15 protein-coding genes and 1 pseudogene are annotated in these 14009 nt (G+C 29.9%); 8 read left to right on the top strand and 8 right to left on the bottom strand.

What is annotated here, in order from left to right:
- Positions 1–82: 82 nt before the first annotated feature.
- Entirely contained in the window at positions 83–259 is a 177-nt protein-coding gene (locus NZ841_07780) for a hypothetical protein (GenBank protein ID MCS7202656.1), read from the bottom strand.
- A 110-nt stretch (positions 260–369) separates the two neighbouring features.
- Between NZ841_07780 and NZ841_07775 the strand changes: the two genes are divergently transcribed.
- Together NZ841_07775 and NZ841_07770 are read left to right on the top strand one after the other, a co-directional pair.
- On the top strand, positions 370–771 hold the full coding sequence (locus NZ841_07775; GenBank protein MCS7202655.1) for a cupin domain-containing protein: 402 nt from the start codon (positions 370–372) through the stop codon (positions 769–771).
- 14 nt (positions 772–785) lie between these two features.
- Positions 786–1961, top strand: coding sequence for an MFS transporter (locus NZ841_07770; protein ID MCS7202654.1), 1176 nt, complete (start codon positions 786–788; stop codon positions 1959–1961).
- A 2-nt stretch (positions 1962–1963) separates the two neighbouring features.
- On the opposite strand, the gene NZ841_07765 is transcribed toward NZ841_07770, so the two are convergent.
- The 6 genes and pseudogenes from NZ841_07765 to NZ841_07740 form a co-directional block, all read right to left on the bottom strand.
- A complete protein-coding gene (locus tag NZ841_07765; GenBank protein ID MCS7202653.1) occupies positions 1964–2389 on the bottom strand; it encodes a DUF86 domain-containing protein in 426 nt (141 codons plus the stop codon).
- Positions 2382–2807, bottom strand: coding sequence for a nucleotidyltransferase domain-containing protein (locus tag NZ841_07760; GenBank protein ID MCS7202652.1), 426 nt, complete (start codon positions 2805–2807; stop codon positions 2382–2384). The genes NZ841_07765 and NZ841_07760 overlap by 8 nt, the downstream gene beginning before the upstream one ends.
- 82 nt (positions 2808–2889) lie before the next feature.
- The gene (locus NZ841_07755) at positions 2890–4020 is read right to left on the bottom strand and encodes an aldo/keto reductase (GenBank protein MCS7202651.1); all 1131 of its coding nucleotides are present in this window, start codon (positions 4018–4020) and stop codon (positions 2890–2892) included.
- Positions 4021–4394: 374 nt separating this feature from the next.
- Positions 4395–5279, bottom strand: coding sequence for a hypothetical protein (locus tag NZ841_07750; protein ID MCS7202650.1), 885 nt, complete (start codon positions 5277–5279; stop codon positions 4395–4397).
- Positions 5280–5725: 446 nt separating this feature from the next.
- Positions 5726–5863, bottom strand: a pseudogene (locus NZ841_07745) (RNA polymerase sigma factor RpoD).
- A 191-nt stretch (positions 5864–6054) separates the two neighbouring features.
- The gene (locus tag NZ841_07740) at positions 6055–7596 is read right to left on the bottom strand and encodes a hypothetical protein (GenBank protein ID MCS7202649.1); all 1542 of its coding nucleotides are present in this window, start codon (positions 7594–7596) and stop codon (positions 6055–6057) included.
- Positions 7597–7827: 231 nt separating this feature from the next.
- Between NZ841_07740 and NZ841_07735 the strand changes: the two genes are divergently transcribed.
- From NZ841_07735 to NZ841_07720, 4 genes are all read left to right on the top strand, one after another.
- Positions 7828–8307 carry a hypothetical protein gene (locus NZ841_07735; protein MCS7202648.1) on the top strand — a complete coding sequence of 160 codons (480 nt, stop codon included), beginning with the start codon at positions 7828–7830 and terminating at the stop codon, positions 8305–8307.
- 21 nt (positions 8308–8328) lie between these two features.
- Positions 8329–9990: a glycoside hydrolase family 44 protein gene (locus NZ841_07730; protein MCS7202647.1), complete on the top strand. Its 1662-nt coding sequence runs from the start codon at positions 8329–8331 to the stop codon at positions 9988–9990.
- A gap of 37 nt (positions 9991–10027) precedes the next feature.
- Positions 10028–10513 carry a hypothetical protein gene (locus NZ841_07725; GenBank protein MCS7202646.1) on the top strand — a complete coding sequence of 162 codons (486 nt, stop codon included), beginning with the start codon at positions 10028–10030 and terminating at the stop codon, positions 10511–10513.
- A 167-nt stretch (positions 10514–10680) separates the two neighbouring features.
- Positions 10681–11409 (top strand): thioredoxin, encoded by a 729-nt coding sequence (locus NZ841_07720; protein ID MCS7202645.1) that lies wholly within the window; start codon positions 10681–10683, stop codon positions 11407–11409.
- 26 nt (positions 11410–11435) lie between these two features.
- Here the strand turns inward: NZ841_07720 and NZ841_07715 are convergent, their stop codons facing one another.
- Positions 11436–12425, bottom strand: coding sequence for a LacI family transcriptional regulator (locus NZ841_07715; protein ID MCS7202644.1), 990 nt, complete (start codon positions 12423–12425; stop codon positions 11436–11438).
- Positions 12426–12891: 466 nt separating this feature from the next.
- On the opposite strand from NZ841_07715, the gene cas6 reads away from it, so the two are divergent.
- Entirely contained in the window at positions 12892–13692 is an 801-nt protein-coding gene (cas6, locus tag NZ841_07710; GenBank protein ID MCS7202643.1) for a CRISPR-associated endoribonuclease Cas6, read from the top strand.
- 3 nt (positions 13693–13695) lie between these two features.
- Positions 13696–14009, top strand: a 314-nt coding sequence (locus NZ841_07705) for a hypothetical protein (GenBank protein ID MCS7202642.1), incomplete at its 3' end; no start/stop codon positions are given.

Raw genomic sequence — 14009 nt, 5'->3', positions numbered from 1 at the left:
AGCAATTTTTCTAAAATTTTACATACAGTTATCAGAAGTATAACTACTATTCTCTTTCCTTCTCCCAAATCCTTTGCCATTTTTAAGGATGCAAAGACATTTCCTTAACATTTCCTCCTGGATTAAAAGATTCTATCTTTCCAATAATTTCTGCCATTCCATGCTCCCCAATTTTATTTAGCCTTATCATGGGAGTATTCCCAATAAGATCTATCACACTATCTACTATCTTGGAATTCCCATTCTTCTTTCTTATCAATTCTTTTTAAAGATCATAAATATTGACTTCGAGTTAACTCTAAGATATATATTTAAACCTATATTCCATAAGGGAAGAAAAAATAATTATGAATAAAAAGGAGGAAAGAAATGGAAAAAAATATATTTGGAAAAGGAGAGCCTGCTTCTCCTGAGTTAAGTAAATATTTCTCAGGAAAGGTTTATTTTAATCCCTTAGTTTCCTCTGAGGAAAAATATAATTTTCAAGTAATAAATGTTACCTTTGAGCCTGGATGTCGTAATAATTGGCATACTCATTCCCATGGACAAATTTTATTAATTATCGATGGATATGGTTGGTATCAGGAATGGGGGAAGAAAGCCCAAAGACTAAAACCTGGTGATGTGATAAAAGTTCCAAGTGGGGTAAAACACTGGCATGGAGCAGGAAAGGATACATGGCTTTCTCATGTAGTTATCAGCGCATCTGAAAATATAACCCAATGGCTTGAGCCCGTTTCTGAAGAAGAATACGATAATTTGAAGGAATAAAGAGGTAAATTCATATGAAGGTGATAAAAAATAAAGATTTACTGCTTTTAAAAGTCTTTCTTTTCATTTATTATGCCAATTGGACCTTTATATTCTTCTTTATACCTGTTTATTTAAGAGAATATAAGAATTTTTCTATTGGAATGATAGGAACCCTTTCTGCCCTTTCTGCCTTTTTTGGTGCTCTTTCTCAGGTTTATGTAGGTTATCTTTCTGATAGATTGAGAAAGAGAAAGCCTTTTTTAATAGTAAGTTCTCTAATACTTATACTAATATACTTCTTAGTCTTTCCAAGATTAAATCAATTTTTAGGCTTTGTTTTTATGTACTCCCTTATAGGCATTTTTATGAACTCTTTGACCACATTATCAAATGTTTTAATCTTTGACTATTCCACTGGAATAGGCACAGGAAAAGCCTTTGCATCAGTAAGAGTATGGGCTCCCATAGGATTTTTAATAATGATGCTAACTATTGGTTTTTATCCCAAACTTACAGAACCTAATATTATGTTTCCGTTAATAAGTTTAATCTTTTTTCTTGGATTATTAACAGTTCTTCTTCTAAAGGAGCCAGAATTAAAAACTGGAGTAAGAAGGATAGAGATAAAAGATATACAAAAGTTTATAACAAGAACGGATGTTAGAAATTTTTTAATATTCTTTATGATCTATATTTTTGCCATGGGGGGCTCTGCAGGAAATGTCAATCTTTTAATTAAACATTTAGGAGGGACAAATAGTGATATTAGTTGGGCTCTTTCTGTATGTTCTATTACCGAAATACCTACTACTTATCTATGGGGATATTTATCGGATAAAATAGGAAGATTGCCTCTTCTTTTATTCACTTCAATAATATTACCTATAAGGGTATTTTTATATTCCTTGGCTAACAAAGCCTTAGATGTTATTTTAATACAACTTTTTACCCATAGCTTAACCTTTGCAATAATGATTACTGTTGCAGTGGTATATATTAACGATCTTGTATCGGAAGAGGAAAGAGCAAGTGCCCAAGGAATTCTATCTATGGCAATGGCTATTTCTCAAACATTAACAGCATTAATATCGGGCAATGTTGCGGATATCTTAGGATTAAAGGGCATGTACTTATTCTTAACAGTTATTGCCTTAATTTCTACTTTTCTCGGCTTAACTTTACTAAGAGGAAAAAGAAGGAAAGTATAAATTTAAATTCTTCTCTTTAAGTATGAAATAATATGATCTTTATATTTTATGAAATCATTGAGATTTTTTTTAATTATATTTACAACAATCCCAGGATCAATTTTATCATAATTATGAACTATTATATTTCGAAATCTTACCATCCTTTCCATTATCTCTAACAACTCATTATTAATAATTTCTTTTTCATACAATACTTTAAAAGTATCACTATAACTTGAAGGTATTCTAAAGCCTTCCTCTGAAATAATATGATTTGCTATATCAATACAAATTTCTATAGTAATCTGCAATGTTCTCTCTATAATTCTCTGTATTTTCCAATCTTTCGAATAAATTTCAACGGTTATATCTTTAAACTCGTCTAATTCTTTTAAATGTTCTTCCAATTCGGATATCTTTCTAAGAATAAGAGCTTTATCAACCAAGCTTATATCTCCTATAAAGAATTTGTTTTTCTTTTATAGAAAAATCAAAAAACATTCTTAAAGTCAAAGACTCAAATGAATACCTCAAAGAAGGATCTTTATCAATAATAACTATTCTATTTTGAAGTATTCTTCCCTTTAAAGAGATAGGAGCCATATTCAGAATTATAAGGTCTACATCATCATATTTTAAAGAATCACATATTTTATTCAAAATTCTAATTTTTTCATTCACAATATTCGCTACATTTCTTAAATATACTGCTATATCAATATCACTTATAGGAGAAATTCTATTCTTAGCTAATCCTCCAAAAAGATATGCAAATATAATATTCTCATCTTCTTCAAAATTTTCTTTTAATTTTGAAATCAATTCTGTTAAATTTATTGATATACTTCTCCTTCCATATTTCATAATTAATAGTTTATCATTTTCTCTCCAATTTTTCAGTAAATCTTACTTCTCACCTCCCCGATTCCTATTTCTTTGACAATCTTTAGGAACTCAAGGCGCTTGCAACTTTTTCTAATAGATCTCTTATAGGAAGACTTTGAGGACACTTTGGCTCACATTCACCGCATTTCTTACAGTTTTCAGCCCTTTCTTCTGGATTCATTCCATGATTATAGTGCCACGAAGGAGCTCCCCAACTATTATATCTTACTCCCTCATTGTAAAGATGGAAGTTTAGAGGAATATTTACTCCATAGGGACAGGGCATACAATATTGACATTGAGTGCAATCTATTGCTTTTATCCCCAAATAAATATCTCTTACTTTTTCAATAATCCTAAGCTCCTCTTGAGTTAACAAACCAATTTCAGCCTTATCTGCGATCTCAATATTTTCTTTGACTTGCTCCAAGGTACTCATTCCAGAAAGAACTGTGGAAACTTCAGGATGATTCCAAATCCAAAGTAATGCCCATTCTACAGGAGATCTTTTTGTTTTATAATTTTCCATAAGTCTTTTTGCTTCCTCAGGAGGATTAACCAATCTACCTCCCCTTAAAGGTTCCATTATTACTACTCCAATACCCCTTTTCCCTGCATATTCTAAACCTTCTTTTCCTGCCTGTTCTTTTATATCCATGTAATTATACTGAATCTGACAAAAATCCCAGTCATAAGCATCAATAATCTTTTTAAAAGCCTCCAGATTATCATGAAAAGAAAAACCAAAATATCTAATAAGACCTTTTTCTTTCATCTTTTCGCCCCAATCTAAAGCTCCTAAATTATACATTCTCTGCCATGAACTCTCATTAAGAGCATGTAAAAGATAAAAATCTATATGATCAGTATCTAATTTTTTCAACTGTTCCATTAAATACTTATCCATATCTTCTTTTCTACTAACAAGCCAAACAGGAAGTTTTGTAGCAACATATGTTTTCTCTCTATATCCTTCTTTTAATGCTTTTCCAACTACTATTTCACTTTGCCCTCCATGGTAGGGATATGCAGTATCCACATAATTTACTCCATGATTAATAGCATATCTTATCATCTCTATAGCCTTAGGTTCATCTATTTGGGACTCTCTTCCTAAGGTTGGAAGTCTCATAGCGCCAAATCCTAAAACAGAAACTTTTACATTAAGTTTTCCCAAATTTCTGTATTTCATTCATATACCTCCTTAATTATTATTTTTAGTTATAAATAAAATTATAAATTTTGGAGTTAACTCCAAGTCAAGATAACTTAATAAACAAAAAGTAGATAGGCATGGAGATAGGTCACTTAGAAAGAAATTGAGACTATACTATATATAACAGAAGAATGGAATAACATATTCTATACTTATGGTCTTATGCTTTAAAATTAGTAAAAATAAAAAACAAAATCTCCTAACTTAAGTAGATTCAATTATTAAAAGTCTAGACTTTTTACCTTACTCATTTACCATTACTATCCTTAAGTATTTTCTAAAAAATAGTTTAAAAAATTTACTTCTTTTAATAAAACATTCCCAAACTCTTTCTAAAAGAGATTAATAAATTATTGTGTTTCCAACTCCAAAATACCATCTTTTATTCTCACCATCCCTTTTACACAATATTCTTTTGCTTCACATCTCTCATAAAGTAGACAATCTCCTGTAATCTCATCACGATTTCTACAACCATACTTTGAAAGTATCCATAGAGGTTCATCTATATCTAAAGATATCATCTCTCTATCTTTTAATCTAAGCCCTTTAACGCTTTCAAACCAAGCTTTTCGTATATGCTCAAATATTTTATTGAATTTATCTCTAAATTTACCTCTAATAACCCCAGTAGTTAAAGTAGCTCTCGCTATATGTATATCTACAGGAATTGGAATTTTTTCTAAATTTTTCAATTGAATTCCTACGTTATCCCTTAGCATCCTTAACCATAATGAACTAATTTTAGGACCACGAAGATATGGAAAGTCATACTTTAAATATTTCAAATATTTCAAAACATTTTCTGCATCCCAATCACAATATTCGAGAAATTTGAAAGGATTACCCTGCCATCTTTTATAAAAAGTAACTCCAATTCCTCTCCAAATATTAGCATCCTTTTCAATTTTCTTAGACAGTTTATACTTTTGCATATCTAAAATAATTTTTTCTATGGGAGTTTCATATAATAATTTAGGAACAAATAGATATTTTGTTTCGGCATCTTCAAAAGTTTTTCTTGAACTTTCCCATAATAATGTAGCATCTCTTTGATAATCAATAGAAACTGTTAGAGTGATAAATAATATATGATCAATAGAACCTTTTTCTACACCTTTAGGTATCATATCCTCTGGCATTTCAGTTTTTCCATGAATCCCCTTGGTAGAGAAAACCCTATAGAGAAGATCAGCAACCTTTTTCCCTCTCTCAGTATCGATAATAACAGACATAATTTTAACTCCAAATTAAAACTTTTATTCTTAAATCTAATTAAAGATTACGATAATCCTTTAAGAATTTAGATTTTGTATTATTCTTTCCCTTGTAACTCCAATTTTATAAATTCCTGAATGAACTTACTTTCCCCATAGATTTCATCCCTTAAAAACTCTTCCAATATGATTTCCTCTGAAAAATCATTATACATCATCATTTTTGTTTTTAAACAGCTATCTATACAATTAATTAATTCCTGCAAACACTCATATTCTTCATTGGAAAATTCATCTAAGAGAATATCATAGGGAATAAATTTATATTCAAAACATTTTAAATCTTTAATTAACTCCATATCCCATCCCAAAAAATAGGATAATTCTTCTAAATTTGGTTCTCTGTTATATTTTTCTAAAAAATTTTTATAACCTTTTCTTAAAATTTCTTGTCTTTCTTTAAAATGTAATGGTGTTCTAATCAAAGATCCAAAATCTACTATTGCCCTTGTAATTGACTGTTTTATCCACCATTTAGCATAGGTAGAGAATTTATAGCCCTTTTTCCAATCGAATCTTTCCAAAGCTTAAATAAGTCCTAACCTTATATAAGAAACATCCCTTATATGAGGGAATAGAAGTTTAAAATATGCAGTAGATATTTTTTTAATTGCAATCACATACCTTGTATCTGCTTATATTAAAAATTCAGTATAGGATTAAAATAAGACCTTTTTATAATCAAAGAATTAAAAAAAATAACAAGGGGAGAGAAGATCTCTCCCCAAGATTTTTATTGATTGAAAGTAAGATTATAACTTAGAATTCTAACTCCTCTACCACCAAGGGGATCATTTCTTTCACTATCACCAATATAAGGAGGAAGATAATAAAAATCTACCTCACAGACAGATTCTGCTAAACCGGCACAAACTGCTCTTGCTTTACCTTCTATACACACAAAGATACTATAATTTGTATTTCCTTTTAATTTTATATTCTTAAATTCAATCCTATATTTTCCGTTTACAACTTCAGCAGCATTTACAGATTGATTGGCTACTTCAATCAATGTTACTGCCACATCATATCCTGGAACAAAAATACTTCCATATCCTCCCAATATAGTTTTAATTGAGGATTCAATGAATTCTAACCAATCCCTTGATGCCTTTTGCCATATAATAGCTCTATAACCAGATTGACTTTCTAAATAATAAAGATTTACATTCTCTACTATTCCAGCGGTAACTTTTCCCAAGTATTGAGTATCACTTGCTCCGACTGGCAAAGCATAATCTATCTTACCAATTAATCCCTTAACATCCACTTCCATGGTTAAATTACAAGTGTAAAAATCATTAGTGGGTGCATTAATTTTAATATTATGGGATCTAAATGCTTTTACATAAGAAACAACATCACTTGCTGGTATTTTAGCATAAGCATAACACCAAGCCTTCAAATATCCATTAGCATCTATACTATACCTATAATTTCCAGAACATCCCACTACAGGACCATGTGACGTAGAAACTTCTGTATAGCTTATATTTTGAGTTGAGGGCACAACTGTACTTGGCAATCCTGCAAAACCTAGCCACTGAGTCCATACATTTTGGGCAGGAGTTCCATCATGCTTAATTAAAGACAGGGTAAAACCATCATTTCTATTATTAACTGCTCCAGCAATAACCCCTGGCTGTGCGGAAAGAACATAAGAAGGACTACTTATAAAAGGAGGAGTAAAGGAAATATTGCTACCATTACTTAATACTTTGACTTCTCCCTTAAATCCATTAAGCTGAGGCTCAGGAATAATAGCTCCCCAAATAACCCAAGCATCATTTACAGGATTTCCATTACTATCTACCAAGTATAAATCAAATCCTGTGGGAGAATTGTTCATAGCACCAGAAATTAAAGCAACTCCTCCTTTCTGAGCATTTGTGATTATTACTGGATAATTGGGAAGATTAAAGGATATACGTTGACCATGACTTGCAACCATTATGGATCCTACCATTTTTAAAGATGCATCAGGAATAAAAGCTATCCACTGAACCCAAGCAGAAGGGACAGGATTCCCTGCATCATCTCTCAGGGAAATAACAAAATTATCTCTTCCCACATTTACAGCACAGCTTGATACAGCCCTTCCATTTACCTGAGCAGATGTTAAAACTACTGGAACATTAGGAAAGGTAAAATTATAATTTATAACCTGATTGTTATTTGCATATAATACTCCATATTTTGGTGTTACCAAACCTAAGGAAGGGGAAAGAAAAAGAAGAAAAAGAATGAAGGGGAAAAGAAATACTGTTTTTTTCATCTCTATCCTCCTAATTGAATTTTTTAAAGAAGTAAGATTTGAATGTGATATAAATTATTAATATTATGATTATTCAAATCTTATTTCTATGAGTATTATAAAAAAATAAAATTTTTTAAAAAGTGATTTTTATCACATCTTGAAAAGAATAAAAAATTTTTATGGCAATTTTGATATAATTTTATTAAAATCTATTTTAAAGAGGAGATGATATAAATAGGGGAGATTAATATGAAAAAGTTATTACTTATCTCTTTAATATTTATTTTACTTTCTACACCTATTATTGGAAATATAAGACCTACTACAGGCACATTTTTAAAAGATTCTGAAAGAAATGGGTATGGAGTCTTAACAATCAAAAACGATATGAATAAAACTGATGCCATATGCATAATTTCTTCTGTAGATGAACCTAAAAAAGTATTGATAGCTGTATATATAAGAGCTAAGGAAACTTTTACTATAAAAGGGATAAAAGATGGAAAATATTATTTATATTTTAGCCTTGGAGAGAAATGGGATAGTAATGTTGGTAAATTTACTAAGAATGCCAGATATGAAAGGTTTAAAGATATTTTCATATTTAAAACTCAAAGGGTAGAATCTTCTATTCACTACACAGTCTATAAAGTAACTCTCTATGAAGTGGTAGGGGGAACTGCTAAAACTATTAATATACCAAAAGAAGATTTTCCAAAGATAAAATAGTTAGATTAAAATTATTAGGAGGTGTTATTTTTGAAGAAATTAAGCATCCTAATTTTATTTTTACTTCTAATCCTCTCAGGATGTGTAAAAAATAGTGAAGGAGGTGGTAATATTATTCCCACAGGACAATTTAGTGTTAATGTAAATATTAATACCAACAAAGAAAGAATAACTATTAGTCCATACATCTATGGAGCAAATCAGGATGTTGAAAATGTAAGGCATACTGCAAGAAGAATTGGAGGCAATAGACTTACAGGTTATAATTGGGAAACTAATATGTCAAATGCAGGTTCTGACTGGTATCATTATAGTGATTATTACTTACCTTGGGTTATGGGAATACCACAAAAGGACTATAATATACCTGCTATTGTACTTTCTAAATTTCATGATGATTCTTTAAAAATGGGAGCAATTAGCCTTATTACTCTTCAGATGGCAGGTTATGTGGCAAAGGATGCAAATGGTACTGTAAAGGAGAATGAAACTGCACCATCTCCAAGATGGGCACAAGTTCAATTTAAGAAAAATTCTCCTTTTTCTTTAACTCCAGATACTACTGATAATTTTGTATATATAGATGAACTTATAAATTTCCTTATAAACAAATATGGGAAAGCAAATACAAATACTGGGATAAAAGGTTATCTTCTTGATAATGAGCCCGATTTATGGTCAAGCACTCATCCAAGAATTCATCCCAATAAGACTACATGTAATGAACTTATTCAGAAATCTGTTGAACTTGCAAAGGTAATAAAGGAGATGGATAAAGATGCAGAAGTTATGGGATATGAATCCTATGGATTTATGGGATATTATTCTCTACAGGATGCTCCTGATTGGAATCAAGTAAAAGGAAATCATAAGTGGTTTATTAGCTATTATCTGCAGAAAATGAAGGAAGAATCACAAAACTATGGAAAAAGACTTCTTGATGTTTTATCTCTTCACTGGTATCCCGAGGCAAGAGGAGGTAATGTAAGAATTTGCTTTGAAGGAGAAAATAACATAGATAAAGATGTCAGTATTGCAAGAATGCAGGCTCCAAGAACCTTATGGGATCCTACCTATAAATCCTCTCAAAAAGGTGTTATTACTGCGGGCGAGAATAGCTGGATCAATCAATGGTTTCCTGAGTTTTTACCTATAATTCCTACTATCAAGAAAGATATTGAGACTTATTATCCTGGAACAAAGCTTGCCATAACTGAATATGATTATGGAGGAAGAAATCATATTTCAGGAGGAATTGCTCAAACTGATGTTCTTGGTATCTTTGGGAAATATGGTATTTATCTTGCCACAAGATGGGGGGATTCAGGTAGCTACATTTCTTCCGCTTACAATATTTATTTAAATTATGACGGAAAAGGGTCAAAATATGGAGATATATGTGTAAAAGCAGAAACCAGTGATGTAGAAAATATGCCAGTATACGCCTCTATTCATAAGGATAATGAAAATAAACTACATATTATTATTATAAATAGAAATTGGGACAAAGAAGGTATAGCAAAGGTAAATATAGAAAGTTCATATACCTATTCTTCTTGTGTTATATGGGGATTTGATTATAACTCACCTAATATAAGAAAAATGGGAGAAATAAAGAATATAGAAAATAATCGTTTTGAATTGAAAGTTCCACCTCTAACAGTATATCATTTGGTGTTTTGATAGAGAACATAACATCAAATAGAAGGGGGGTGAATAAATGTTAATTAAGTGTAGTTCAGAATATTTAAAAAGAGAAAATTACACTTTAGAACTTCCAAACGGAGCTAAGTTATTACATGATGGAAATATAATATGGAGGGAAAATTCTAAAACTGCAGAAATCTATGGTGCTTATGTTTACAGAGGATGGATTTTTGAAAATATAAAATTAGAATTTTCACCAAGATTTTACTCATGTTATATTATAGATTCACTGACTTTTGGAGAAGATTTACTTGAAGATCGATGGTATTGGTTTAATATAAAACCTACATCTAAAACATCAATATTTAGAAAAGGGGAGGAAGAAGCTTTACTTGATCCATCTTTAGAAAAAGTTTTTGAATACCTTGGTTATATCATCCTAGAAGATATGGAAATACTTGAAGAAAGTGGAGATGAGGAGGCAGAAGAAGAATTTTTAAAATTAATAATAGAACGCATGAAACTTCAAAGTAAAAACTGGAAAGAGTATACTGTATAAAAATTTTTTGCTATCTCCTGATAGACCATAATTTAAACTACTCTACTAATTTTAAATTTTGTCCTTCCACTTCAATTCTTTTGGTTTATGGAATACCATAGATTTCCAAACCCCTAAAGATATTCTATAATAATCCTCAAAATATACAAAATTGGAGGAATAAAAATATGAATATTAATTCAAAATTCCTTTTAAAAATTTTTATTATTTTTCTTTTATTTTTAACCTCCACATATTCTTCCCCTCAAGAAAATGTTAGTAGAAAATTAGTTCTTGAGCTTTTCACTGCTACTTGGTGCGGTCCCTGTGCAAGATATGGTCCACTAGTAGATAAAATTTATGATCAATTTTCAAATCAAATTATACTTTTAAGAAATCAAGTTTGGCATGATGGTTTAGATACTAAAGAGACTAACAACAGAGCAAATTATTATAGAATTGAGGGAGTACCTACTTTAATAATAAATGGCAAATATGCTATTCATCCAGCATATTATGATGAAATTATTGAAATAATTAATGATATTTTAAAAGAAAAACCGATATATTCCCTTGAAATATATGATTTGAAGAGAAGTGGAAACAAAATAAGTTTTAAAATTGGAATAGAATCTCTTTCTAATACTACAAAAAATCTTAAGCTTTTCGTTATTTTTTATGAAAAATTAGTTCATTATGAAGGTAGAAATGGAGAAAAGAAGCATAGATTTGTCATAAGAGATTATATTCCTGATGAGAGAGGAAAAAGCATAAAAATAAATCCTAAGGAAAATCTTGAATTAAAAATAGAATATGATTTACATAAAAATTTTAGTCCCAACAAATTCTCTATAGCAGTATTTTTACAAGATGTAAATACAAAGGAAATCTATAATGGAGAAAAAATAGAATTGTAAATAAGTACTTTCATTTATTGATATTATCATGCAGAAGCTCGAATTATTAACTTAGGTTCTAACATTACTTGTATGGGTTCCTTTTTTTCCTCTTTAAGTTTTTCAATAAGTATTCTTGCGGATTTTATTCCCATTTCATATTTTGATATGTCAACAGTAGTAAGAGGAGGGTCTATTAAATCGGTAAAATCCAAATTATCACATCCCATTACTGCAACGTCATCAGGTATTTTTATTTTTTTATCTTTTAAAATTTTAATTACTTCTAAAGCTATGGAATCACAAAAACAAAATATTGCTGTAGGTTTTAATTTTTGTGAAAAAACATGATCTAAAATATCTCTTAAATTAATATTGGGGCTTAAGGAATATATAAGCTTAGGATTTATCTTTAAACCAGAATTAAGAAGAGATCTCTTATGTCCTTCTAATCTTAATAGAGCACTAGAACTTCTCCAAGAATTGATAAAAAGAATTCTTTTATGTCCTTTCTTAATAAGATATTCCGTCGCTATTCTTCCTATCTTAAAGTCATCACAAATTACATAGTTAGTATTTTTATCTATGGTATTTCTTGCTACAAGAACAAAGGGAATTTGGTTTTCCAAAAGATATTTTACACTTTTAGATTGATATTCCACTGGAGCTAAGATTAATCCGTCTACCCTTTGAGCTCTTAAAGTTAATATGGATTCTCTCTCTTTCACAGGATCTTCGTTGGAATTATATAGAGCTAAGGTGTAACCCTGAGAAGATAATACGTTCTCTATACCTGAAACTACAGTGGCATAAAAGGGGTTTAGAATTGTTGTAATTATTATGCCAATTTTTTTTGTTCTTCCAGAGATAAGTCCACGAGCTAAGGAATTAGGAATGTACCCTAATTTTTTTGCAGCATCTAAAACTCTTTTTCGTGTCTTAGGACTTACTTCTTCTTTATTATTTAGAGCTCGAGAAGCAGTAGCTATACCTACCCCTGCAAGCCTTGCCACATCTCTTATGGTAACATGCTTCATACTAATCTCCTCTTTATATATTATATAAGAAAACATGTAAATTTTTTATATCTTTCAAATTTTCTTCTAATCACTAAACAAGATTAAGCTTGGTTTAAAGAACAATGAGAAATTTAGGCATAATTTCTCTTTATATTTCTTATTTTTTAGAATTTGCTTAAGTTTTTTATCTCTATTAGAGTCATACCTCAGCTTCTTTTTTCTCTGTTACCTCTGCTAGTACTATACTGGTACTTAGCTACTAAGAATTATAACAAAGTATTCAAAGTATAGTATAACTGAAATTACATATAGATAGTAAAAAAAGAAAAAAAATTTTTGTAGGGACTACTATTGACCCTTTCCTTATTTATAATATCTCTTAAAAGAAATTTTAGAAATTCCAGTAAATTTATTTAAGAGGTATAATATAAGGAATATTTTAAAAAGGAAAATAAAATTCATCTTTAAAAAGGGGTGATAGATTATGAGATTTAAGCTCATTTATGAAGGGGACCTCCTTCCTATAGATTACAGAAACTATTTTATGAAGCTAATTAAAGATGCCCTTAATCTATCAGAAGAAGGTAAAGAATATTTAGATAGATTATACCATTATGAAGAAGACAATATAGAAAAGACGAATAAGGCTCCTAAACCCTTTTGCTTTGCAATAAGATTTCAACACGATAAAGAAGAGTTTAAAAAAGAAAAAAATATCTTCTATCTAAAAAGTCCAGTTGAATTTTACATATCCTCTTTAGATATTAATTTCCTTGTTATTCTTTATAATGGCTTGATAAATAAAAAACTTTATCCCTATAAAGTAGGAGATGGAATAATCTCTAAAATCATAAATATCACTCTTTTAAAAGAAAAAATAATAAAAGACAATAAAGCTATTTTTAAAACGCTTTCACCAATACTGATAGAAGATAAAAACAAAAATCCTTTATTACCCATTGATAGCGATGGAGATATTCTTGAAAATACTAGTGAAAAATTTGTTTATTTTTTAAGAGAGTTTAATTACTTAATAGATTCAATTTTAAAAGGCATTAGAGGAGAAGGAATAAAGGAGAGGATTGAATTGAGACCCATAAAAATAAGAAAAGAAGTAATAAAACACAGAATAAGAGAAAAAAATGAAGAACCTTGTCTATACACTTTTACTTGTTTCTCGGGAGTTTTTGAACTTTCTGGAAATCCTGAAGACTTGGACTATTTACAAAAAATTGGAATTGGATTACGAAGAGCTCAAGGATTTGGAATGGTGGAGGTGGTTTAGAAAATGGGAGAAAAGACAGTAACATTATACCCAGGAAATTGGCTATATAACGCTAGTGTTATAGGCTTTTTATTATCGATCGAAAAGGTCGAAGGGTTGAATAATAAATATTTCTTATTAAAAGATGAAGGGAGTCTCGAAATAGACAAAGAACTTTTTCTTAACTTAGATGTTAATAAGAGATATTTTTCAACTAATAAAATAGCAGCTATAACAGCAAAGGTAAAATTATATAAAAATTATCTACAAAAAAAGTGGGAAGAACCTTTCCCCTTTTTTGTTAAAAGTCTCTACTTTTTAGAAGAAAAAGCTTCTTA

This window comes from Dictyoglomus sp. (assembly GCA_025060475.1).
GTDB lineage: Bacteria > Dictyoglomota > Dictyoglomia > Dictyoglomales > Dictyoglomaceae > NZ13-RE01.
This window is presented reverse-complemented; position numbering and strand designations above follow the sequence as displayed.